This is a genomic window from Pseudomonas putida, assembly GCF_003228315.1.
GTDB lineage: Bacteria > Pseudomonadota > Gammaproteobacteria > Pseudomonadales > Pseudomonadaceae > Aquipseudomonas > Aquipseudomonas putida_S.
In genome coordinates this window covers 2,470,860-2,493,242 of record NZ_CP029693.1, presented here as the reverse complement: position 1 = coordinate 2,493,242, position 22,383 = coordinate 2,470,860, and the positions used below count along the sequence as shown (strand labels likewise).

At 58.4% G+C, this 22,383-nt stretch carries 20 protein-coding genes; 8 read left to right on the top strand and 12 right to left on the bottom strand.

The genetic code is table 11. The annotated features are described in order from the left end of the window. Positions 1 to 30: 30 nt before the first annotated feature. A complete protein-coding gene (locus DKY63_RS11330) occupies positions 31 to 798 on the bottom strand; it encodes a DODA-type extradiol aromatic ring-opening family dioxygenase (RefSeq protein ID WP_110964178.1) in 768 nt (255 codons plus the stop codon). A 101-nt stretch (positions 799 to 899) separates the two neighbouring features. Between DKY63_RS11330 and DKY63_RS11325 the strand changes: the two genes are divergently transcribed. Beyond that, a complete protein-coding gene (locus DKY63_RS11325; protein ID WP_110964177.1) occupies positions 900 to 1,556 on the top strand; it encodes a thiopurine S-methyltransferase in 657 nt (218 codons plus the stop codon). A 179-nt stretch (positions 1,557 to 1,735) separates the two neighbouring features. On the opposite strand, the gene htpX is transcribed toward DKY63_RS11325, so the two are convergent. Both htpX and DKY63_RS11315 read right to left on the bottom strand, forming a co-directional pair. Next, positions 1,736 to 2,626, bottom strand: coding sequence for a protease HtpX (htpX, locus tag DKY63_RS11320; RefSeq protein WP_110964176.1), 891 nt, complete (start codon positions 2,624 to 2,626; stop codon positions 1,736 to 1,738). A gap of 305 nt (positions 2,627 to 2,931) precedes the next feature. Next, positions 2,932 to 4,143 (bottom strand): pyridoxal phosphate-dependent aminotransferase, encoded by a 1,212-nt coding sequence (locus DKY63_RS11315; RefSeq protein ID WP_110964175.1) that lies wholly within the window; start codon positions 4,141 to 4,143, stop codon positions 2,932 to 2,934. A gap of 213 nt (positions 4,144 to 4,356) precedes the next feature. On the opposite strand from DKY63_RS11315, the gene msrB reads away from it, so the two are divergent. The 3 genes from msrB to DKY63_RS11300 all read left to right on the top strand — a co-directional run bounded on the left by msrB (position 4,357) and on the right by DKY63_RS11300 (position 5,892). Next, positions 4,357 to 4,752: a peptide-methionine (R)-S-oxide reductase MsrB gene (gene msrB, locus DKY63_RS11310; protein WP_110964174.1), complete on the top strand. Its 396-nt coding sequence runs from the start codon at positions 4,357 to 4,359 to the stop codon at positions 4,750 to 4,752. A gap of 196 nt (positions 4,753 to 4,948) precedes the next feature. Next, positions 4,949 to 5,434, top strand: coding sequence for a glutathione peroxidase (locus DKY63_RS11305; protein ID WP_110964173.1), 486 nt, complete (start codon positions 4,949 to 4,951; stop codon positions 5,432 to 5,434). Then, entirely contained in the window at positions 5,431 to 5,892 is a 462-nt protein-coding gene (locus DKY63_RS11300) for a MarR family winged helix-turn-helix transcriptional regulator (protein ID WP_110964172.1), read from the top strand. The genes DKY63_RS11305 and DKY63_RS11300 overlap by 4 nt, the downstream gene beginning before the upstream one ends. Here the strand turns inward: DKY63_RS11300 and DKY63_RS11295 are convergent. Beyond that, positions 5,876 to 8,197, bottom strand: a complete 2,322-nt coding sequence (locus tag DKY63_RS11295) for a hybrid sensor histidine kinase/response regulator (RefSeq protein WP_275428114.1) — start codon at positions 8,195 to 8,197, stop codon at positions 5,876 to 5,878. The genes DKY63_RS11300 and DKY63_RS11295 overlap by 17 nt on opposite strands. Before the next feature lie 177 nt (positions 8,198 to 8,374). Between DKY63_RS11295 and DKY63_RS11290 the strand changes: the two genes are divergently transcribed. Further along, positions 8,375 to 9,265, top strand: coding sequence for an ATP-binding protein (locus tag DKY63_RS11290; RefSeq protein WP_110964170.1), 891 nt, complete (start codon positions 8,375 to 8,377; stop codon positions 9,263 to 9,265). Then, positions 9,262 to 9,744, top strand: a complete 483-nt coding sequence (locus tag DKY63_RS11285; protein ID WP_110964169.1) for a GAF domain-containing protein — start codon at positions 9,262 to 9,264, stop codon at positions 9,742 to 9,744. Before DKY63_RS11290 ends, DKY63_RS11285 begins: the two co-directional genes overlap by 4 nt. A 14-nt stretch (positions 9,745 to 9,758) precedes the next feature. Here the strand turns inward: DKY63_RS11285 and DKY63_RS11280 are convergent, their stop codons facing one another. From DKY63_RS11280 to DKY63_RS11245, 8 genes are all read right to left on the bottom strand, one after another. Then, entirely contained in the window at positions 9,759 to 12,704 is a 2,946-nt protein-coding gene (locus tag DKY63_RS11280) for an HD domain-containing phosphohydrolase (RefSeq protein WP_110964168.1), read from the bottom strand. 48 nt (positions 12,705 to 12,752) lie between these two features. Then, positions 12,753 to 16,394, bottom strand: a complete 3,642-nt coding sequence (locus DKY63_RS11275) for a transporter substrate-binding domain-containing protein (protein WP_110964167.1) — start codon at positions 16,392 to 16,394, stop codon at positions 12,753 to 12,755. A gap of 8 nt (positions 16,395 to 16,402) precedes the next feature. Further along, positions 16,403 to 17,029 carry a response regulator transcription factor gene (locus tag DKY63_RS11270; protein WP_110964166.1) on the bottom strand — a complete coding sequence of 209 codons (627 nt, stop codon included), beginning with the start codon at positions 17,027 to 17,029 and terminating at the stop codon, positions 16,403 to 16,405. A gap of 221 nt (positions 17,030 to 17,250) precedes the next feature. After that, positions 17,251 to 17,661 (bottom strand): response regulator, encoded by a 411-nt coding sequence (locus tag DKY63_RS11265; protein ID WP_110964165.1) that lies wholly within the window; start codon positions 17,659 to 17,661, stop codon positions 17,251 to 17,253. Between the two features lie 177 nt (positions 17,662 to 17,838). After that, a complete protein-coding gene (locus tag DKY63_RS11260; protein WP_110964164.1) occupies positions 17,839 to 19,167 on the bottom strand; it encodes a deoxyguanosinetriphosphate triphosphohydrolase in 1,329 nt (442 codons plus the stop codon). A 164-nt stretch (positions 19,168 to 19,331) separates the two neighbouring features. Then, positions 19,332 to 19,673, bottom strand: coding sequence for a hypothetical protein (locus DKY63_RS11255; RefSeq protein WP_110964163.1), 342 nt, complete (start codon positions 19,671 to 19,673; stop codon positions 19,332 to 19,334). Continuing rightward, positions 19,670 to 20,059 carry a phage holin family protein gene (locus DKY63_RS11250; protein WP_110964162.1) on the bottom strand — a complete coding sequence of 130 codons (390 nt, stop codon included), beginning with the start codon at positions 20,057 to 20,059 and terminating at the stop codon, positions 19,670 to 19,672. Before DKY63_RS11250 ends, DKY63_RS11255 begins: the two co-directional genes overlap by 4 nt. Before the next feature lie 2 nt (positions 20,060 to 20,061). Beyond that, entirely contained in the window at positions 20,062 to 20,376 is a 315-nt protein-coding gene (locus DKY63_RS11245; RefSeq protein WP_110964161.1) for a DUF883 family protein, read from the bottom strand. 325 nt (positions 20,377 to 20,701) lie between these two features. Here DKY63_RS11245 and DKY63_RS11240 point away from each other — a divergent pair, with 325 nt between their 5' ends. After that, positions 20,702 to 21,910: an ammonium transporter gene (locus tag DKY63_RS11240; RefSeq protein ID WP_110964160.1), complete on the top strand. Its 1,209-nt coding sequence runs from the start codon at positions 20,702 to 20,704 to the stop codon at positions 21,908 to 21,910. Between the two features lie 77 nt (positions 21,911 to 21,987). Further along, a complete protein-coding gene (locus tag DKY63_RS11235) occupies positions 21,988 to 22,224 on the top strand; it encodes a glutaredoxin family protein (protein WP_110964159.1) in 237 nt (78 codons plus the stop codon). Positions 22,225 to 22,383 lie beyond the last annotated feature (159 nt).

The window sequence follows — 22,383 nt, the reverse complement described above, 5'->3', positions numbered from 1 at the left end:
GGTTCGGGGATTTTTTTTGCCCTGAAAAGATCAGCCGAAACGGTAGATATCCATCCCCAGCGCGCCCATGGTGAATCCCTTGTGGGCCACGCTGAAATCTCCCCCTGCGGCACGGGCAAAGTACAGCGGCAGCAAATGCTCGTCGCTGGGGTGGTTACGCACCGCGTTTGGCGCTTGCTGGCGATAGTCATGCAAGGCCGCTTCATCATTGGCCGCCAGCTTTTCTATCATCCAGTCGCGAAACACCTTGGCCCAGGGTTCGACAGTCTCCGGTCCGGCGTGCCAGTCCAGCTCCCGCAGGTTGTGGGTAATGCTGCCCGAGCCGATCAGCAGCACGTCATGGCCGCGCAGGCTGTTTAGCGCATGCCCGACACGGGTTTGCAAGGCAGGGCCGCCGCGGGTCGGCAGGGACACCTGGACAATCGGAATATCGGCCTGTGGATACATCAATTTCAGCGGCACCCAGACGCCATGGTCGAATGGCCGCTGAGGGTCGAGACGGGCAGGCAGTTCTGCGGCGCCAAGCAGTTCGACGACTTCGGCGGCGAGCTGTGGGTTGCCGGGCGCGGGGTACTGCACTTCGAACAGTGCTCTTGGAAAACCCCCGAAGTCGTGCCAGGTCTCGGGTCTGGGATTGGCGCTGACCAGCAACTCATGGCTCTCCCAGTGCGCGGAAACAATCACGATGGCTTTGGGCTTCGGCATTTGCGCCGCGAGACGGGCGAGAGCCGGCCCGCTGGCTCCGGGTTCCAGGGCCAGCATCGGGGAGCCATGGGATATGTACAGGCTGGGGAACATGAATGCGCTCCTGAGAGTTAAGATGCACCATCTTCAGTCAGATCATTGATCTAAATCTAATATAAGTTTTAGGGTGTTTTGATCGAATTTTGAGGTTAATTATGCAGCCGGAGTTTTGGCACAAGAAATGGGCGTCGAATCAGATCGGTTTTCACCTGCCGCATGTGAACCCTCATCTGAAACGGTTCTGGCAACAGCTGGATCTGGAGGACGGGGCTCGGGTGTTGGTGCCGCTGTGTGGCAAGAGCCTGGATCTGTTGTGGCTGGCTCATCAGGGGCATGAAGTCCTGGGAATCGAGCTGTCGGAGAAAGCCGTGGAGGATTTCTTCGCCGAACATGGCTTCGATCCCGCCATCAGCGAACAGGGGCCGTTCAAGGTCTACCGGGCAGGTTCGATTGAGCTGTGGTGCGGGGATTTCTTTGCGCTGACTGCCGGTGATGTGGCTGATTGCTCCGCGCTTTATGACCGTGCCGCGCTGATTGCATTGCCGCAGGCGATGCGCGAGCGCTATGCGGAGCATTTGAAACGGATATTGCCCAGGGAGTCCAGTGGGCTGTTGATCACGCTCGATTACGACCAGGAACAAATGCCCGGACCGCCATTTGCCGTGCTCGATGATGAAGTGCAGCGGTTGTTTGCAGCTTCGTGGGTGTTGAAGGTGCTTGAGGACCAGGATGTCCTGAGCGAGAGCGGGAAGTTTCTGGAGGCTGGTGTAACGCGGCTTGAAGAGCGGGTTTATCGGGTTTCCAGTCGCTGATTGGCGTTGATTGTTCTGGCCCTTCGCGAGCAGGCTCGCTCCCACATTGGATTTGTGTTTCGCACAGCCCCTGTGGGAGCGAGCCTGCTCGCGAAGGGGCGAGAGTGATCACCCCCTAATCAACAGATAAATAAAAAGGCCCGCATCGCTGCGGGCCTTCTTGTTTACTCCTGAGCTATTCAGCCCCGGCGACGCGCCAGTGCATCGATGCGCTCTTCCAGCGGCGGGTGGCTCATGAACATGCGTGCCAGCCCCTGTTTGATGCCACCGTTGATGCCAAAGGCGTTCAGGGTGTCGGGCATGTGCACTGGCAGACCCTGTTCCGCACGCAGGCGCTGCAAGGCGCCAATCATTGCGGCGGTGCCGGCCAGGTTGGCTCCGGCTTCATCGGCGCGGAATTCCCGTTTGCGCGAGAACCACATGACGATGGCACTGGCCAGGATACCCAGGACCAGTTCGGCAAAGATGGTTGCCACGTAGTAGGCCATGCCCTGGCCTTCTTCATTCTTGAAGATCACCTTGTCGACGAAGTTGCCGATGATCCGTGCAAAGAACATCACGAAGGTGTTCACCACGCCCTGGATCAGCGCCAGGGTCACCATGTCGCCATTGGCCACGTGGCCGATTTCGTGGGCCAGAACAGCTTTCACCTCATCCGGAGAAAAACGTTCGAGCAAGCCCTGGCTGACCGCGACCAGAGCATCGTTCTTGTTCCAGCCGGTGGCGAAGGCGTTTGCCTCGTAGGCCGGGAAAATCCCGACTTCGGGCATCTTGATCCCGGCTTCACGGGACAGTTGCTCGACGGTTTGCAGCAGCCATTGCTCGTGACGAGTACGTGGTTGGGTGATGATCTGCGTGCTGGTGCTCATCTTCGCCATCCACTTGGAGATGAACAGCGAGAACAGGGAACCGGCGAAACCAAAGACCGCACAGAAAATCAGCAGCTGATTGAGGTTCAGATCAACCCCGTTGGCCGCCATGAACCCGTTGAAGCCGAAAAGGCTCAGGGTGATGCTGGCAATCAGCACGACCGCAAGGTTAGTGGCCAAGAACAGCAGGATGCGCATCATGGTTGTAGAAATCTCCTTTTGCTTAAGATGTAGCGTACTGCGGGGTATATAAGGTGATGCACCGGGGTATTCAACCGAGTGACTATTTCAAACTGTGTCCTACAGCAACAGCTTAGCTGCTTGCAGGACATTTCCGAGGTTTGCCGGGGAAGAGGTCGCGTGTCGACACTCGTCCCAAACCCTGCGCTTGTTGGGTGCGTACGATCGACAGGCTTTAAGTCGAGGGGTAAGACGGCGGGGCGTAAGCATATGTTGCTGAATGAATCACCGTGCGACAGGGGAGGCGTCGCACGGTGACGGGTCAGTTACTGACGATAGGACTTGAGGAAGTTCCCAATGCGTCCGATGGCCATTTCCAGGTCATCCACTCGCGGCAAGGTGACGACGCGGAAGTGGTCCGGCCAAGGCCAGTTGAACGCCGTACCCTGCACGATCAGCAGCTTTTCGGAGAGCAGCAGGTCGAGGACGAACTTCTCGTCGTTGTGAATCGGGCAGACTTTCGGATCGATGCGCGGGAACGCATACAGCGCACCCATTGGTTTGACGCAGCTGACGCCCGGAATGTCATTGAGCAATTCCCAGGTGCGGTTGCGCTGTTCAAGCAGTCGCCCTGGCGGCAGCACCAGATCATTGATGCTCTGATAACCACCCAGTGCGGTCTGGATCGCATGCTGGCTCGGCACGTTGGCGCACAGGCGCATGTTGGCCAGCATGTCGATGCCTTCGATATAGCTCTGGGCGTGGTGTTTCGGCCCGGAGATGGCGATCCAGCCGGAACGGAAACCGGCTACGCGATAGGATTTGGACAGGCCGTTGAAGGTCAGGCACAGCAGGTCCGGGGCCAGGGAGGCGGTGCAGATGTGCACGGCGTCGTCGTACAGGATCTTGTCGTAGATCTCGTCGGAGAACACTACCAGGTTGTGCTGGCGCGCCAGCTCCAGCATGCCCAGCAGGACTTCCTTGGAGTACACCGCGCCGGTCGGGTTGTTCGGGTTGATGATCACCAGCGCCTTGGTGTTCGGCGTGATCTTGGCCTTGATGTCAGCCAGGTCCGGCCACCAGTTGGCCTGTTCGTCGCACAGGTAATGCACCGGATTGCCGCCCGACAGGCTCACGGCGGCGGTCCACAACGGGTAGTCCGGCGCTGGCACCAGCACTTCGTCGCCGTTGTTGAGCAGGGCTTGCATCGACATCACGATCAGCTCGGAAACACCGTTGCCCAGGTAGATGTCTTCAATGCCGACACCCTCGACCTGCTTCTGCTGGTAGTACTGCATGACGGCCTTGCGCGCGCTGAACAGGCCCTTGGAATCGCTGTAGCCCTGGGCGGTCGGCAAGTTGCGGATCACGTCCTGGAGGATTTCGTCCGGCGCTTCGAAACCAAACGGCGCAGGGTTGCCGATGTTCAGCTTGAGGATGCGATGGCCTTCCTCTTCCAGGCGTTTGGCGTGCTTGAGCACCGGGCCGCGAATGTCATAGCAGACGTTGGCGAGCTTGTTCGATTTGCTGACCTGCATGGCGATGTGTTCCCGAAAATGAACGATCCAGGCGGCGTGTGAACAACCGCTCTGGGAATCCTGCGTAATCTCACAGGCCTGACGCCTTGAGAATCCGTTTGAATGCGCGTGGTCCGGCTGCCAGACTGGCGTTTTGACGAGGCGCAATCATACGTGCCGCCCGATCCGTGGAAAAGGTACAGATCGGGCTTTTTCAGCCGCCGAGGTGTGATGATGGAAAAGTTGGAAAAAACCCTGGAAGAATGGAAAGCCATGCTCGACCCCGAGCAGTACAACGTGTGCCGCCTCAAGGGCACCGAGCGCCCGTTCTCCGGTAAATACAACGACAGCAAGGTCGACGGTATCTACCACTGCATCTGCTGCAACGAGCCGCTGTTTGACTCCAAAACCAAGTTCGATTCCGGTTGCGGCTGGCCGAGTTTCTATGCGCCGATTGGCGACAGCGCCATGACCGAAATCCGTGACGTCAGCCACGGCATGATCCGCACCGAAGTGGTCTGCAGCAAATGCGACGCGCACCTGGGTCACGTGTTCCCTGATGGTCCACCGCCGACCGGTCTGCGTTACTGCATCAATTCGGTGTGCCTGGACCTGGTACCACGCAAATAATGCGAACCCTGTAGGAGCGAGCCTGCTCGCGATGGCCTAAAGAACAACGCGGGGCATCAGGCTCCCCGCGTTATCGTTGACGACCATCGCGAGCAGGCTCGCTCCTACATTGGGTTGGGAATCCGATAATTTAAATTGCACACAATTCAATTGCTCGCTATGTTTGGCTCAATACCTTCAAGTCGGAGCATTTCCCATGAGCGACAACCTGCTGAGCATCCCTTGCACGACCATCAAAGGCGAGCAAAAGACCCTGGCGGACTTCGCCGGCAAAGCCGTGTTGGTGGTGAACACCGCCAGCAAATGCGGTTTCACTCCGCAATACAAAGGCCTCGAAGAGTTGTGGCAGACCTACAAGGATCAGGGGCTGGTGGTTCTTGGTTTCCCCTGCAACCAGTTCGGCAAGCAGGAGCCGGGCAACGAAGGCGCCATCAGCGAGTTCTGCGAACTGAACTACGGCGTCAGCTTCCCACTGTTCAAGAAGATCGAAGTCAACGGCACCGGCGCCCATCCGCTGTTCGTGCAACTGAAAAAGCGTGCCCCTGGCGTGCTGGGCTCCCAGGGCATCAAGTGGAACTTCACCAAATTCCTGATCGGCAAGGACGGCCAACTGGTCAAGCGATTCGCTCCGGCGACCAAACCGCAGGACCTGGCCGGCGAGATCGAAGCGCTGCTCAAATGAGCAGCTTGTCCGCCGACTCGCTGAACCTCGACAGTCAGCTGTGCTTCAAGCTGTACGCTGCATCCCGGGCGGTGATCCGGGCCTACAAGCCGATGCTCGACCAACTGGGCCTGACGTACCCGCAATACCTGGTGATGCTGGTGTTGTGGGAGTGGCAGGACACCGTGCCGGAGCAGCCGACCGTCAAGGCCCTGGGCGAACGCCTGGCGCTGGACTCAGGGACGCTGACGCCATTGCTCAAGCGTCTTGAGCAACTGCAACTGGTGCAGCGTCAACGCTCGGTGCGCGATGAGCGCGAGGTGCACTTGAGCTTGTCTGCCAGTGGCCTGGCACTGCGCGACCAGGTCGGACCGCTGAAGGCCCGGCTGTTGTGCGACAGCGGCGTGGATCTGGATCGCCTGAATGAGCTGCGCGATGGCCTGGATCACCTGTTGGGGCAAATCAAGGCGCTGTCGTGACGGGGATCCAGATATCCAGCAAGGAAGCGAGCTCTTCGCGTCGGAAAGGTTTGGCCAGGTAGTCGTTCATGCCCGCCGCGCGGCAACGCTCGCGCTCCTCGGACATGGCATTGGCGGTCAGGGCAACGATGGGCAGTTGTGGCCAGCGCCCGCTGCGACGGATTTGCCGGCTCGCTTCATAACCGTCCATCACCGGCATGTTGCAGTCCATCAACACCAGGTCGAACTCGCTGTTTTCCAACTGATCCAGCGCCTCGACGCCATGGGCGGCAACGATGACCTCGCAGCCAAGTTTGCCCAGCATGCCCTTTGCCACCAGTTGATTGACCGGGTTGTCCTCGACCAGCAGCACCCGCGCGCGGCGTTGCGCAGACGGCGTGTCGAGCAGGGTTTCATTGATCGTCGTCATCTCCGGCTGCAGGACGCGCCGCAGGTTCTGGTACAACGCATTTCGTGCCAGCGGGCGGGCCTGTTGTTGCAAGGGGGCGAGCTCGCTGACCTGTTCACTGGGCAGGAAACTGCCGTAGGCGGTCACCAGCAAAATCGGTGCGGTGATGGCGGGGCGCAGGTTGAACAGGCATTCCGGGCAATCGGTAATCAGCACATCGGGATCCAGGCCGATCAGCGGGTCATCAATAGAACGCTGCTGATATTCCACGCCCCAGCCGGGCAATACGCTGGACAGCAATTCAGACAGACCGCTGCTGGCGGAGGTAATGGCAATCACCTTGCCTCTCATGGGCGACGGTGTGACGGCCCGGGTATGGCGGGGCAGTGGCAGTTCCGCACAGAACTGGCTGCCGAAACCGGCTTCCGAACTGATGCTGAGGCGGCCTTTCATGGCCTCGCAAAGGTTGTAGGTCAGGGCCAGACCCAGCCCCGTACCGCCGAATTGCCGGGTAATCCCGGCGCCCGCCTGGGTGAAGGGTTGAAAGATCTTGACCTGGGCGTCCTGGGGAATGCCGATGCCGGTGTCGCAAACTTCGATTCTGACGCCCTCGCCGAAGGTCGACAGGCGCACATCAACCCGGCCGAAACGGGTGAACTTGAGAGCATTGGACAGCAGATTGCTGACGATCTGTCGCACCCGGGTCGGATCGCCGAGCACCAGGGCCGGAAACTGCGGATCGATCAGGCAGGTCAGCTCGACACTTGGCGCGGCGTTCTGCGACAGCAGGTTGGCGGTGTCTTCAACCAGCGAGCCGAGGTCGAACGGAATATGTTCGAGCTCGAGCTGGCCGGCATCGAATTTCGACAGGTCGAGAATATCGTTGAGCAATTCCACCAGCACCTTGCCTGAGTCGTGGGCGATGGATAGCTGTTGCTGTTGCTCGGCAGTCAACGGCCCATCGAGTGACAGCGCGATCATCCCCAGCAGGCCGTTGAGGGGGGTACGGATTTCGTGGCTCATGTTGGCCAGGAATACGGAGCGCGCTTCGGCCATGTCCAGGGCCGTACTGCGGGCCATTTCCAGCTCCTGATTGGATTGGCTGAGCCGGGCGTTGATTGCCTTGAGTTCGGTGGTGCGCGCCGAGACGATGTTTTCCAGTTGGCTGAGGTAATCGGTCAGGCGGTTTTCCGCGTTGCGTCGTTGCTGGATTTCGGTGGCGACATTCTCGAATTGCTGGTTGGCGACGGTCACCAGTACACCAATTTCATCGTTGGCGTGCCCCGGTGGGCATTCCAGGGCCGTCGGTTCGAGGCTGCGCGAATCCCGGCCACTGAGTTCACGGATCACCCGCACCAGCGGCTTGGTCAGCATCACGTAGAACAGCGCCAGCAGGATGCCGGTCAGGATCAGGCTGCGGGCAAAGCCGTTGAGCAGGGTCACTTCGGCGCGGCGCAGGAATCGATAACCAAAGGAGTAAGTGTCGACATCAAGTTGCAGAACGCCGAGGGATTCGTTGGGCAGATGGTCCAGATAGAGGCGGTCCTCGAACCGCCGGTCAGCACCGAACAGCAAGTCGCTGAGCACGCGATAGCCGCTTTGCTGGCCGGCGCGTTTGACGTTGGCCAGCACGTTGCCGTTGTTGTCGGTCAGTTTCGCGCCGATGATCGCCGGTGAGCGCAGCAGGCCCAGGGTCAGTTCCTGAGCCAGTTCGGCGTCGATGTTGTAGGCGATGCGTGAAGCGGGGTTGTGGCTGATTTCCAGCAAAGACAGGATTTCACGGTTGATGGAGGCGTCTTCGCTGGCATAATCGATGCCTATTTGCAGCAGGCTGAGCAGCGTGCCGAGAATAAACCCCACCAGCACGGTAAGCCGGGCTTGCTTGTAGGACAGCCGGTGGGTGAATTTGATATCCATGGGGTGTTGGATCACTTCCGTTTCCCTTCGCTGCTCAAGCATAGCCGATCATGCATGGATGCCGACGTTATCGCGGGCCGTTGAGCCGGCGTTGTACCGGGGCTTTGTCCGGGCATCAAGCGTTGTGTGCTGTCGCTGTATCACCATCATTACTGTGAACTTGCCCGAGGAAAAGACGTGGACTCCCGATTGAATGCTTTTCTTGAACGCGCCGATGCGGTTCTGGCCCGTATCGAACCGCTGTTGCCCACCCCTCGGCAAGCCATCGACTGGACAACCTGCCTGGCGGCACGCTGGCAGCGCGAAGGGCGCAGCGGTTTTCTGCTGCCGCTGCAAGTCAGCCTCGACATGCGTCTGTCCGACCTGATCGGCGTCGATCGCCAGGTGGAGCAACTGGGCCGCAACACTCAACAGTTTCTCGACGGCATGCCGGCCAACCACGCCTTGCTCTGGGGTTCGCGCGGTACCGGGAAATCGTCCCTGGTCCGCGCGTTGCTGGCCGAGCATGCCCAGGCGGGCTTGCGTCTGATCGAGATCGAGCGCGACCACCTGGCCGACTTGCCACGGGTCGTCGAGCAGATCGCCAAACTCCCGCAACGTTTCGTGTTGTTCTGCGATGACCTGTCGTTCGAGTCAGGCGAGGGTGATTATCGCGTGCTCAAAAGCGTACTCGACGGCTCCCTCGAACAGGCACCGGACAACGTGTTGCTGTACGCCACTTCCAACCGTCGCCATCTGGTGCCGGAAAAGGAAAGCGATAACGAAAACTGGAAACGGGTCGATGGCGAATTGCACCCGAGTGAAGCGGTGGAAGACAAGATTGCGTTGTCGGATCGCTTCGGTCTGTGGCTGTCGTTCTATCCGTTTACCCAGGAACACTTTCTCAACGTCGTCGAACACTGGATCGGCCAGCTGGCCGACAAGGCCGGCCTTGCGTGGCAGCGCACTGAAGAGCTGGACATCCTCGCGGTGCGCTGGGCTACCGGGCGCGGCAACCGCAACGGACGTTGCGCGTATCAATTTGCCCGCTATTGGGTCGGGCTGAAACTGTTGGAGCACAAGGCATGATCGATTTACAAAAGAGCGGCGAGGGCCTCGAAGGCTACGGCCTGCTGCATGCGCAGCTTGAGTCGCTGCTGGCGGACGAGCGGGATTTCATCGCCAACGCCGCGCAATTTTCCGCGTTCCTGTTCAATCAGCTTGAAGACCTGAACTGGGCCGGTTTCTACCTCAACCGTAATGAAGAGTTGGTGCTTGGCCCGTTCCAGGGGCAGATCGCCTGCGTGCGGATTCCCTTCGGTCGCGGGGTGTGCGGGACGGCGGCGGCGAGTTTGCAAACCCAGTTGGTCGAAGATGTTCACGCGTTTCCCGGGCACATCGCCTGCGACAGCGCTTCGAACAGCGAAATCGTGGTGCCGCTGGTCAAGGACGGTCGCCTGATCGGTGTACTGGATCTCGACAGCCCGAAACTGGCGCGCTTTACCACCGAGGATCAGGCGGGTATCGAGCAATTGGCGGCGATTTTCCTGCGCCTGACCGATTGCTGATGACCGTTTTTTGATCAAACCGCCAGGCCAGCTTTGATCAGCAGGCCTGACGGGTCTACCGCATCAATCTGCCGAGGGTCGAGGAAACGCTCGGCGTACTGCCGATAGATGTGCGCCTCGATGAACAACCTGAACAACTGCGGATCGATGTGGGCATCGCGGCACATGAAGGCCATGATCCCCAACGCTTCGCTCAACGACTTGGCCTTCTTGTAAGGCCGGTCGGCCGCGGTCAAGGCTTCGAAAATATCGGCAATCGCCATCATTCGCGCCGGCAGGCTCATCTCCTCGCGCTTCAAGCGTTTGGGGTAACCGGTCCCGTCCATTTTCTCGTGATGTCCACCGGCGATTTCCGGAACATTGCGCAGGTGTTCGGGGAAGGGCAACTGATTGAGCATCAGGATGGTCTGCACGATGTGGTGATTGATGATGTAGCGCTCTTCCTTCGTCAACGTGCCGCGGGTGATGCTCAGGTTGTAGAGCTCTCCGCGGTTGTATTTGTGGAGTGGTACATCGAGTTTGAAGCCCCAGGGATTGTCCGGTGCAATCAGCTCTGCGTCGGGGCGTTCGAACAGATGTTCGGCTTTGTCCGCCAACAGCCGCTCGGTGACCGGCAGTGTCGGTGTCGGTGTGCGGGCCTGGCGCTGGTTCTCTTCCCAGGAAACTCCCAGGCGATCATCCAGGGTCCGCGTCCAGGTTCGCTCGGCAATGCTGCACAGACGTTGCAGGTCGTCCTCGGCCATGGCCTCGCCACCGAGGTTGCAGCGGGCAACGAAGGCGAAATCATCGTCCAGCTCTTGCAGGGTGGCGTCACGCCGTTGTGCCAGTGGTTGCTCATCGCCTCCCCGGGCCAGTGCCTGCCAGTAGCTGATCCACGCATCGCGCTTGAGCACCTCGAAACGGGTACGGATTTCGTGGATGCGATCGTTCAGTGTTTCCAGTTTGGTCGCCTTGTCCACGACGTATTCCGGGGTGGTGACCTTGCCGCAATCGTGCAACCAGGCGGCGATGTGCAGTTCTTCCCATTCATCATCGTTGGGCTGGTAGCCGCTGAAGGTCGGGTCTTTGCTGGCCGCCGCGGCTTGGGCGAGCATCAGCGTCAGGGCCGGTACGCGCTGGCAATGTCCGCCGGTGTAGGGGCTCTTGGCGTCGATTGCTCCGGCCAGCAACTTGATGAACGACTGCATCAGATCCTTCTGGCGAGCTTGCAGGCGCTGGCTCTCGATACTCACCGCCGCCGCGCCGGATACGGCTTGCAAGAATGCGATGCGATCCGGGCGCAGTTTTTCCAAATCATCCCGGGTGCCGCTGTCGGAAAGGAGAAATACCAGCAGGCCGACGGTTTCGTTATGGCGATTGTGCAAGCGGATGCCAATCAGATGAACCCGGGGGCACTCCAGTGCGAGCAAGACTTTTTGCAGATCCCCCGCCTGTTCGAAACCCAGATTGCTGACGACATTGTCGGCGCTCCACAGCTGCTGCATCCAGGTCGGGCTCTTCGGGTTCTTCAGTTCGTGGGCCTGCAAGTCGAAAGACGCCAGGGGCTGCGCCGCATCCTTGATCACCAGACCATAGGGTTCCATGCGATCGCCGTCACCTTCGCGCAGGTAGATCAGGCCGGCCTCGGCCTGGCCGATCTTCACCGTTTCAAACAGCACCCGTTCCAGCAGGGGATCAAAACGGGTTTCGGCGCTCAGGCTGTCGGTGATCTGGAAGAAGCCCGCCAGGGTGTCTTTCATGCGGGCCATCGACACGCTCAGTTGGTCGACTTCGAGTACCGGTGAGCGGCGGGATAGAGGGACGTTGAAATCGAAACTGCGTATCGCATCCGCTTCCCTTACCAGCGCCCGCAAGGGCTTGACCAGGATGCGCGAGGTCAGCCAGCCAAGCGGGATGCACAGCAACAGTATTGCCAGGGTGATCAATGCCGCTTGCCAGCGCATGCGGTAGGCATCGGCGAGTAATTCATCCTCGGGCACCAGCATCGCCAGTTGCAGCCCATTGGGACCGCCTTCCTGCATGCTGCTGCGGGCGACGATCCATTGGCGACCATCGGCATTCAGGCGGTTACCTTCATGAGGGCTGTTGAGCAACGCGCCCAGGCTTGGGCTCAGGTCGGCTGCCTTGATCAGGCGAGCGGTCTGGTCGTCGATGATCAAGCGACTGGCATCGGGGTAGGCAACGGCATTGCCCCGGGTATCGAACAGCACGATTTGGGTGGCGGGGGTCACCACATGTTTGGCGAGGGTGGCACTGAGCTCGGCGAGGGTCAGGTCGGCGCCCATCACCACCTGCTCGCCTCCGCGCCGGGCGAGGGTGGTACCGACGTTATGGGTGGAGAAAAAAATGTAAGGCTCGGTGGTGATCTGGTCATGACCGCGACTGGCACTGGTAAACCAGTTTCGACTGCGCGGGTCATAACGATCCTCGGGATTTTCATGGCGACTGATGAATGTCAGTTCCTGATCAAAGAACAGGAACTGGGAGTGCGACTGGCCATTGCTGTTGCGCTCGATACTCCACACTTGATAAGCCGCTGATTGTGGCGCATCGAGCAGTGTTTTCAGAGTGTCGGTTCGCAGTGGGCGGACCATGAAAAAGTCGCCATTGCCGTAGCCCAGGTAGAGCGATGCCAAGTCAGGGTTGTCGATGAGCGACTGGCTGAAGGGTTTGAGCAGCATCAGACGCTGTGCCAGGTCCGTCCCATGAATCGCCGGATTCACCACTTGCAGGCTCAGCAGATGGCGAATGGGTTCATAGGTGGCTTTCAGGTCCAGGCGCACATCCTGCTCTATGCGATCGAAGAGCTTCTCGCTGCTGGACAGGATGATTTGCGTGGATTGCTGATAGTTGAAAATACCCAGCACGATCCCCGTCAACAAAAGCAGGCAGGTAAACATCACGCTGATGTGAACGTGCAGCGGAAACCGCCGTGGATCCGGACGCAGTGGGTCAGGCATGCAGGTCGCTCCGTGATGGTTAACACACTGCTCAGCGACCAAGCATAGTTAAGCCTCTGTCGTTCTGCTGTTGTCGTTGTCGCCGATTTTTTGCAGCAAGGCCCGGTCCAGTTCCAGCAGCGACCGTTCCACGGCTGCGGAGCATTCGGCCACCTTGTCGGGGTGAAAGGGCTCACGACAAGCGATCTCCAAGGCTTCGCAGCTGTCGATCAATCGAGAAGCCTGGACGATCCGGGCAGCACCTTTGATTTTGTGGGCGATATCGAGAAATACCTGCGGCTCGCTGGAACCGTGCAGCGCCAGCAATCCCTGGCGATCCTGGCGATTGCTGTTGAGCAACTCGGTCAAAAGACGCTGGTTCAATACTGGGTTACCACCTGTCATCTGCTGCAATCCCTCCAGGCTGAAGGCGGGTGAATGGGCGGTCGGTTTCAGGCCCTCGACCCAATGACTGAGGGCCGTCAGGGTGAGGGGTTTGAACAGGCAGTCATCCATGCCGGCATCTTTGCAGCGCTGAATCTCTTCGGGTTGGGCATTGGCGGTAAAACCGAGAACAGTGCAGTACGGCTGCCGCATCTGTTGTTCGTGTTGGCGAATGGCCCGGGATAGCTCATAACCATTCATGACTGGCATGTTGCAGTCGGCAATCACGAGGTCGAACACGCCGGCTTTCCACATCTCGAATCCTTCACGACCATCCGCCGCAACACTGAACTGGTGGCCTAGAAAATCCAGTTGCTGACACATGAGCAGGCGATTGGCCGCATGGTCATCGACCACCAGAACCTTCAGCGGCGTGCGGGTCGCGTGGATCGTTTTCTCGGCTTTGCCCACTGCGGTCTCCCGTGGCAGGGCCGTCAGAAGCAGTGACAACTGCACTTGCGTACCGACGCCGGGCTGACTGCTCAGTTGCAGGCTGCCCCCCATTCTTTCGCAAAGAGTACGACTGATGACCAGACCGAGCCCGGTGCCACCCTGGGCCGTATGCCCACTATGTTCAGCCTGGGCGAAGGGCTCGAACAGGCGTTGTTGATCCTGTGCACTGATTCCGATGCCGCTGTCCTCGACTTGCACCTGCATCCGTACCTGATCGGGCTCGGTGGTCGCGCGCAATTCGACGCTGATCCTGACCCGTCCTTGTTCGGTAAATTTGATGGCATTGCTGACCAGGTTCGACAGCACCTGTTTGAAACGTAATGGATCGAGCAGAACGTCGACGCAAGGATTGTCCGGGTTGAAGTCCAACTGGAGTTCCAGGGCTTTCTGCCGTGCCAGGCCATCGAAAATCCGTACCACCGATGCCACTGTTTCCTGTGGATTGACCCGTTCCGGGTTCAGGCTCAGATGACCGGATTCGATGCGTGCGATGTCGAGTATGTCGCCGATAAGTTCCAGCAGATCCTTCGCCGAGTTGTACGCGACATCGATGGCGGGACGGTCCGGGTGTTCGCATTCGATGCGCTTGAGCGTCAATTCGAGCATGCCGATGATGGCGTTCATCGGTGTGCGGATTTCGTGACTCATGGTCGCCAGAAACGTGCTCTTGGCCCGGTTTGCTTCATCGGCGCGTTCTTTGGCGCAACGCAGGTCATCAAACAATTGTCGGCGTTCGCTGATGTCGATCCAGCCACCGATGATGCCCTGGACTTCACCGCTCGAGTCTTTGTAGGGAAGGATCCAGTGATAGATCGTCAACCGGTGGCCGCCGATGTGCATGGGACGGTCGAGAATCATTGGTGTGCCTTCGGCCATCACGCGCTGATAGTCGGCCTGATATTCCCGGGCTTCGCAGGCATTGCTCAGGGAGCCCTCGATGACACTTTTGCCAATGACATCTTCGCGTCTGACATTGAAGGCCTGCAGATAACTGTCATTGCAGCTTTGCAGCAGACCCTGGCGATCTCGCACGTAAATCGGGTGCGGCGTGCCATTGACCAGCGAGCGCATGAATTCGAATTGATCATTCAAGGCGCGTTCGGCGGCCTTGCGTTGATTGATCTGACGCCGCATGTAAGCGTTCCACGCAACGGAAATCAGCAGCAGTACGCCGGCACCGATGACGATTTGATAGAACAGCCGGTGATAGTGACGCCAGGTGTTTTGCGAGGAGGCCGAATACCCGCGCCAGCGACTGTTGATGATGCCCAGTTCTTCCGGCGAGATGCTTAGAAGTGCCTTGTTTAGGATGTCATGCAGTTCCTTGGCCTCGCGGTTGGTTGCCAGGGAGAAGGCGGCTTGCTCGGTGCCAATGGTGGTAGTGATCTGCAGGGTGTGCTCGAACAGTCGTGAAGAAATGAAGTAATTGGCAATCACCAATGAGTTGACAGTACCTTCCACCAGGCCTTCGGCCAGCATTTCCACGGCACTGAAGGTGTCCGGGGTTTCAATGACCTTGATCAACGGAAATTCGCGACGCAGCCAGGTCGACAGCGGATGCCCCTGGGCGATGGCCAGGCGTTTGCCCTCAAGTTGCGTCAGGTTGGTCGGGCTGTCTTCGGCCTTGCGCGTGAGCAGGACGTTGGAGTTTTGCAGGTACGGTCGGCTGAAATTCAGCAAGGTTTCCCGTTGTGTGGTGGGAAGCAGGGCGGCGATCAGATCGACCTGATTGGCTTCGAGCCATTGGACCATGTCACTGTCGCTGCGGCTGCGCTGGATGTCGAAGCGCAAGCCAGTGCGCAGTCTGATCAGTTCGAGCAAATCCGCCGCAACGCCACGAAAGTTATCCTCGCTGTCGAAGAAGGTCAGAGGTGCAAACGCTTCGTTCACTACCACACGCACCACCGGATGTTGCGCCAGCCAGCGTTCCTCGCTGTCACTGAGCTCCAGTTTGTGATCGGTGAGCAGAATGTCACTGCCGGCACTCCAGCGTTTGGCGATGCTTTCTCGAACGCCGGTAGGAACCACCTCGAGCATTGCGTTGACGATGCCCAGCAGATCGGGGTTGTTCCTGCGCACCGCGAAGCTGAAACCATGGGCTTCGTGTTTGCCGAAGCTGGCCATGCGGATGTTGTTCAGATACCCCTTGTTGATGATGTAGTGGGTAGAAATGGTATCGCCGAGAAACACGTCAGCCTGATCGAAGGCAACGGCATTGATCGCATTCTGGTAGGACGGGTAGGAAGTGATGAGTGCCTTTGGATACAGGGCCTTTACTTCGTCCAGCGGCAAGTAGTGATACACCATGCTCAGGCGCATGTCGGTCAGGCCATCGGTCAATGAGCGGGACTCTCCTTCTCGGGTCACCAGCACCGGTTGATCCACGGCGTAGGGCTCGGAGAGAACAATATTGTTGTTGCGTGCCTCGAATCCGTTGGCTGTACCGAGCAGGTCGACTTCGCCTTTTTCAAGCGCTTCAATGGCCGCCTCGCGGGATGCGAATCGTTGAACTCTGATGGGTAATTCGGTGACCTTGCCGAGGATGCCTGCGTAGTCGGCGGTGAAACCCTCGTAGTCGCGACCGCTGAGGGTCAGATCAAAGGGTGGGTAGTCTGGAGCGGAAGTGCCCAGGATCAGTTCGCGTTTGTTCTTCAGCCAGCGTTTTTGTCCGGCGTCCAGTTGGATGTCCGGGAGCCCGATTGTCGAGCGACTCAGCAAGTCGTAGTTTTCACTGTGCTGCGAGGCGAACGATGAGTTGCTCAGGCAAAGGCCAACGACAATCAGTATCAGATAATCCATTGCGCGACCTGGCATCCTGTTACTCATACGAGTGCGTTGCGTTTTGCCATTTCGATGAGTTCAACCAGGGACCTGGCCTTGAGTTTCTGCATGAGTCGTTTCTTGTAAGTACTTACGGTTTTGTTACTCAGGAACATGCCTTTGGCTATTTCCTTGTTGGTACGCCCCTGTGCAAAAAGTTGCAATACCATCAGTTCCCGGTCATTCACGGACTTGAACAGTTCCAGTTCAGCACAACGGGCTTCGTCGCCACGTATAGGATTCAATGCTTCGCTGGGGAAGTAGTTGTAACCTGACAATACTGCTTTTATGGCACTGACCAGTTCGCTAAGGTCCTCCTGTTTACAGACATATCCGGATGCACCGGATTGCATGCAGCGAATGCCGAAGAGTGTCGGGCATTGTGCTGTCAGTACCAGCGTTTTCAAGGGAGTACTCATTGCGTTGAAACGGGCCAGCACTTCCAGACCATCGAGCTTGGGAATGCTGATGTCGAGAATGACCAGATCCGGCATGCATTCACGGACCATCTGCATGGCATCGACCCCGTTGTCGGTTTCACCGATGACTTTGTAACCTTCGTGTTCAAGCAGCATGCGAACCGCAAGCCGGATGACAGGGTGATCGTCGACAATAAAAACGGAGTTCATAATAAATTCCCATGCGAACTGTAATAAAGCGCGCACCTTAGCTTAGATAGTTGGTGTGACGTATGAACTGGCTTGTCTGTAGTGACAAAATAGGAGAATTCCTACAAGCAAAAAAGAATGGGACTACGCTTGAACTAGGTTTTCTTACATGGATTGGTGGCGTTTATAGGCGGAGGGCTGTGCGTTTTTAGTTTTATCTGGATGTCGTTGTTTTTGTTTGTTTATTGTTTTGGCGATTTTTTAAGTGGATTTGAAGTCAATAGTCTTATGAATTCGTCTTGTTTCAGTGGTTTTATCAGATAACCCAGTAGTGGGAGGTCGTGAGTTGTCGCCATGTCTTCAAGACTGTTCAGTTCAGCGGGTGTCAGGCTGCTCAAAAGGATGGCCTGTTTGATCATTCCATGCTGGCTGGCGAACTTTACCAATTCAATGCCGGATAGATCCGGCAAGCATTGGTCGCACAAAAGAATATCGAAAGGTTGCTCTGCACCCAACATTTGCGTTAACGCCTCCTGGGCACAGCCGGTTGTAGTTAAACGGTCAAAGCCATAACTTTCGAGTAGATACTGAGTTGCCTTGAGCTGAAACGGGTGGTCTTCCACCAGCAAGATGCGCAGATTGTCTTTGATCATATTATTTATGCTTCTTTTTTGAACAAAGGAAGCGCGATTGTTTCGCTTCAAAAACCGGCAATCGATCAGGTGAAGCGACATCCGTTGTAGGGCAATTCAGCGAGCCTTGAATGTCACCGGTGTTTTGAGGGGGGATCGGCCATTGCAGTGGTGTAATGGCCGATTGTCAGCAAGTCATCAACGGCTGGAGCGCCCAGTCATTTCCAGCGCCATGTCACTGGCATAGCTGTCTGTCATGCCGGCGATGAAGTCGATCATGCGCAGGAACGATGCGTGCAGTGAACCATGCGGATCCGGAGCATTGTTACCCAGCAGGTCGAGAATCCGCCGACTCTTGAAGGATGGCGTGCGGCCGTTGTGCTGTTCCACCGCCGCACCACAGAAGGCGTTGAGCAATATTTCCAGGGTGGTGTAGGCACCGATTTCGTGGAGGGTCTTGCGTTTGTCCTGGAAAATCTTCTTGCGAGCCATGTCTTTTGCATTGATAACACAACGTTTGGCCGGGCCATGCATGTGTTCCACCAGGTCGCCGGGCAGTGCACCTGCCAGCAACGCGTCTTGTTGCTCGACGAAGGCACGGGCCGCGGCATTGGTCAGGTGTTCAATGGCCTTGCCGCGCAGAATGGCCAGTTTGCGTCGCCGAGAATCCCCGGGACCGAGCTGTCGGTAGGTTTCCGGCAGATCGTCACCCACCAGATCCAAAAGCAGGGACTCCACTTCGCTGTACTCGAGCAGGGACATCTCCAGGCCATCCTCGAGATCGATCAGTGCGTAACAGATATCGTCGGCGGCCTCCATCAGATAAACCAGCGGATGGCGCGCCCAGCGCTGATCCTCGAGTTGCGGCAGGCCGAGCTTGTGGGCGATCTGTTCCAGCAGTGGCAGTTCGCTCTGATAGCAGCCGAATTTGTGCTTCTTGTACCCCAGCGAGTCGGCATGCTTCGCCGTCCAGGGGTATTTCAGGTAGGTGCCGAGGGTGGCATAGGTCAGGCGGGTGCCGCCGTCGAACTGGTGGTACTCCAGCTGGGTCAGTACCCGAAAACCCTGGGCGTTGCCCTCGAAGTTGAGGAAATCATTACGCTCGGCTTCGCTCATTGCGTCCAGCCAGCCACGGCCGGCGGCTTGCTGAAACCAATGGCGAATCGCATCTTCGCCTGAGTGACCGAACGGCGGGTTGCCGATGTCATGGGCCAGGCAAGCCGATTGCACCACCATCCCAAGGTCGCCGGGCTCGCACCAGTCGGGCAGGACGCTGCGAATGGTCTCACCGACGCGCATGCCCAGAGAGCGGCCGACGCAACTGACTTCCAGCGAGTGGGTCAGGCGCGTGTGGATATGATCGTTGCTGGAAACCGGATGCACCTGGGTCTTGCGCCCGAGGCGGCGAAACGCGCCGGAAAAAATGATGCGGTCATGGTCTTTGTGAAAGGGGCTGCGGCCGAGCTCTTGCGAGCTGTGCAGGGGCTTTCTGAGGCGTTCGCGGGTAAGCAGGGTATGCCAATCCAAGGCGGGGCTCTCCGTCGGGGGACTTGAATTCCTAGCTTCCCGGTTCGCATCAGGACCTGCAAGGGGAACTGCAACTATCGAGCAGATCGCCACCCAGAGCTGAACCCCTTGAGCAGAGGTTCATCCCATGGTTTTGGGTAAGGCTACAGCCAGAAAGTGACCGCTCAGGTTTTGCGCGAGGAGCCCTGCAACACCAGCTTGATCAGCGGTCCCAGCGTCGCACCGAGACGAATCAGGCGGACCAGGCTGCTGGCACCGCCGCTCTTGGCACCTTTGCCGGTGAGGAAACCCAGCAGTGTGACCGCTGCCACGCCCCACAGTGGAGCGTGCTTGATACCCAGTCCGTCGTGCAGGTTTTGCGCCATCCCGCGAGCACGCTGCAAGGGTTGCAGCAGTTGCGCGGATTCGTGGCGGATTTCCTGGCGATGCATTTCCATGCGCAAGCGGATCAGCGTCTTGCGCATTTCTGTGCGAGAGCTATTGCGAGGCAGTTCAGGCAGGTTCATGGCAGCAGGCGCTCCCGGTCATTGGCCAGCTCTTCCAGCGTGCCATGGAAGGGCGAGGATTCATCGAAAATCGCCGCTCTCAGGCGAATGCCGCAGAAGATCGCCGCCAGGGTATAGAAGACGCAAAGGCCGATGATGGCTGCCAGGCGATAGGTGTCCCAGAACAGGATCATCACCAGTGTCGACAACCCCACCAGCAGCAGGAGTGCAAACACCAGAGCAAGGCCCGCGAACAGTAGAAGGCTGACGGTGCGGGCCTTTTGTTCCTGCAGTTCGATGCCGAACAACTCGACATGACTGTGCAGCAACCCGAGAACGGCGGCGCCGAGGCGTCGCGATGAGGAACTGGCGCTCGATGCGGACGAGCCGAAATCTTCAATCGCCATGATCAGCGCCGGGTCGCCAGCAGACCGATCAGGAAACCCACGCCGGCGGCGATGCCGACCGATTGCCACGGGTTGGCCTGAACATAGTCTTCGGTCGCGGTGACGGCAGCCTGGCCGCGTTCGCGCAAGGAGTCTTCGGTCAGCTTCAAGGTTTCCCGGGCCCGCAGCAGGCTCTCATGGATCTGCTCGCGCAACTCATCTGCCTGGTCACCGGCCAGGGACGCCGTATGTTCCAGCAACCGTTCGGTATCGCTGACCAGTGTCTGAAAGTCGTTCATCAGGATTTCTTGAGCAGTCTTTGCCTTGGTGCTGGCCATTGGTGATCTCCATGGGTGGCGTCTGAAAGGTTCGAGTATGAGCCTTGTGTGAAGGTTCAGTACAAATGACTGGTACAACTTTTGCTGTGTCGTGGTGCGTCAGCCCGGGCCATTGCGCCGTTGCTGGGCATGATTTACGCAAAACCCTGATTGCAGCAATCAAAACCCGAACAAAAGAAACGGTTGTGATTGGCCTTGACGAACCCTGTGCGCCAAAGCGGTTCATCAGGCGTGATGCCCTCGATGCGAGGCGTCACAACTTGGTGCATGGATTGCCCGCGCGAACTGCTTTGGTGCTTTTTTTGCCTTAAGGTCTGCCTAATCCATGGAAAACCTGCAAAGCGCTGTGGACAGCCTGGTTCACAGCTCCAATACGTTGTTCATTTTGATCGGTGCGGTCATGGTCCTGGCCATGCACGCCGGTTTTGCCTTCCTTGAGGTTGGTACGGTTCGCCAGAAAAACCAGGTCAACGCGCTGTCCAAGATCCTCAGTGACTTCGCCGTTTCGACGCTGGCCTACTTCTTTATAGGCTATTGGATTTCCTATGGGGTGAGCTTCATGCAGCCGGCGGCGGTGATCAACGTCGATCACGGTTACGGGCTGGTGAAGTTTTTCTTCCTGCTGACCTTCGCTGCTGCCATCCCGGCGATCATTTCCGGCGGCATTGCCGAGCGTGCGCGATTCGTTCCGCAGTTGTGCGCGACCGCATTGATCGTGGCGTTCATCTACCCCTTCTTCGAAGGCATGGTCTGGAACGGCAACTTTGGTTTGCAAGCCTGGTTGCTCAAGCATTTCGGCGCCGGTTTCCATGACTTTGCCGGCTCCGTGGTCGTGCACGCCATGGGCGGCTGGCTGGCACTGGCGGCGGTCCTGTTGCTCGGGCCGCGCAATGGTCGCTATCGCGAAGGGCGTCTGGTGGCGTTCGCACCGTCGAGCATTCCGTTCCTGGCGCTGGGCTCGTGGATCCTGATTGTTGGTTGGTTCGGTTTTAACGTGATGAGCGCGCAAACCCTGCAAGGTGTCAGCGGGTTGGTGGCGGTCAATTCGTTGATGGCCATGGTCGGTGGCACCATGGCGGCCCTGATCGTCGGGCGCAATGACCCGGGCTTCCTGCATAACGGCCCGCTGGCCGGATTGGTGGCCATCTGTGCCGGCTCAGACTTGATGCACCCGGTGGGTGCGCTGGTGACCGGGGCGATTGCCGGGGCGCTGTTTGTCTGGTGCTTTACCGCTGCTCAAGGCAAATGGCACATCGATGATGTGCTGGGTGTCTGGCCGTTGCATGGCCTGTGCGGTGTGTGGGGTGGAGTTGCCTGCGGCATCTTCGGCCAGAGTGCATTGGGTGGATTGGGCGGGGTGAGTCTGATCAGCCAGTTGATCGGCACGGCATTGGGCGTGGTGGTGGCATTTGTCGGCGGCTACGCAGTGTATGGGACGATAAAGACATTCCACGGCCTGCGACTGAGCCAGGAGGAAGAGTATTACGGTGCCGACCTGTCGATACACAAGATCGGCGCGACCAGCCAGGACTGAGCGACCGCCGGGAGGGCGCTCGACGACTTTTCGAGGCAAGCCTAGAATAGTCACTTATTTTTTGTGGTTGAGCGCTCATGCCTCCTGAATGTCAGCTGTTCGGCACCCTGGGGTGCCATCTCTGCGAAGTGGCCGAAGCCCTGCTGATGGAGTTTGTCGAACGCGGCCTGCTGGTGGAACTGGTGGATATCGCTGACGACGAAACCTGGTTCCAGGCCTACAGTCTGCGGATTCCGGTCTTGCGTCGGGTTGATACCGGTGCCGAACTGGGCTGGCCTTTCGGGTCCGACGATGTGGTGGACTTTCTTCGCTGAACCTTCCCTGATGACCGCAATGGCGGTCGAACTTTGCGATTGATCCTGGTGGCTTAACACGTGCGATTCAGATGCTGTATGCGCATACAGTAATTCGGATTGCACGCGGCCGTTCCTTGATTCAGGGGCGAGCCGTCCGGTCCGGGCGCAAGAGGGTTG

Excerpts from the sequence above, each read along its gene's own strand:
- DKY63_RS11245 (WP_110964161.1), bottom strand. The coding sequence starts at position 20,376 with ATGGCCAGCACCAAGGCAAAGACTGCTCAAGAAATCCTGATGAACGAC.
- DKY63_RS11255 (WP_110964163.1), bottom strand. The coding sequence starts at position 19,673 with ATGAACCTGCCTGAACTGCCTCGCAATAGCTCTCGCACAGAAATGCGC.
- DKY63_RS11240 (WP_110964160.1), top strand. The coding sequence starts at position 20,702 with ATGGAAAACCTGCAAAGCGCTGTGGACAGCCTGGTTCACAGCTCCAAT.
- DKY63_RS11315 (WP_110964175.1), bottom strand. The coding sequence starts at position 4,143 with ATGCAGGTCAGCAAATCGAACAAGCTCGCCAACGTCTGCTATGACATT.
- DKY63_RS11285 (WP_110964169.1), top strand. The coding sequence starts at position 9,262 with ATGATCGATTTACAAAAGAGCGGCGAGGGCCTCGAAGGCTACGGCCTG.
- DKY63_RS11280 (WP_110964168.1), bottom strand. The coding sequence starts at position 12,704 with ATGCCTGACCCACTGCGTCCGGATCCACGGCGGTTTCCGCTGCACGTT.
- htpX (WP_110964176.1), bottom strand. The coding sequence starts at position 2,626 with ATGATGCGCATCCTGCTGTTCTTGGCCACTAACCTTGCGGTCGTGCTG.
- DKY63_RS11330 (WP_110964178.1), bottom strand. The coding sequence starts at position 798 with ATGTTCCCCAGCCTGTACATATCCCATGGCTCCCCGATGCTGGCCCTG.
- DKY63_RS11305 (WP_110964173.1), top strand. The coding sequence starts at position 4,949 with ATGAGCGACAACCTGCTGAGCATCCCTTGCACGACCATCAAAGGCGAG.
- DKY63_RS11270 (WP_110964166.1), bottom strand. The coding sequence starts at position 17,029 with ATGAACTCCGTTTTTATTGTCGACGATCACCCTGTCATCCGGCTTGCG.
- DKY63_RS11235 (WP_110964159.1), top strand. The coding sequence starts at position 21,988 with ATGCCTCCTGAATGTCAGCTGTTCGGCACCCTGGGGTGCCATCTCTGC.
- DKY63_RS11295 (WP_275428114.1), bottom strand. The coding sequence starts at position 8,197 with ATGGATATCAAATTCACCCACCGGCTGTCCTACAAGCAAGCCCGGCTT.
- DKY63_RS11275 (WP_110964167.1), bottom strand. The coding sequence starts at position 16,394 with ATGCCAGGTCGCGCAATGGATTATCTGATACTGATTGTCGTTGGCCTT.
- DKY63_RS11265 (WP_110964165.1), bottom strand. The coding sequence starts at position 17,661 with ATGATCAAAGACAATCTGCGCATCTTGCTGGTGGAAGACCACCCGTTT.
- msrB (WP_110964174.1), top strand. The coding sequence starts at position 4,357 with ATGGAAAAGTTGGAAAAAACCCTGGAAGAATGGAAAGCCATGCTCGAC.
- DKY63_RS11325 (WP_110964177.1), top strand. The coding sequence starts at position 900 with ATGCAGCCGGAGTTTTGGCACAAGAAATGGGCGTCGAATCAGATCGGT.
- DKY63_RS11300 (WP_110964172.1), top strand. The coding sequence starts at position 5,431 with ATGAGCAGCTTGTCCGCCGACTCGCTGAACCTCGACAGTCAGCTGTGC.
- DKY63_RS11250 (WP_110964162.1), bottom strand. The coding sequence starts at position 20,059 with ATGGCGATTGAAGATTTCGGCTCGTCCGCATCGAGCGCCAGTTCCTCA.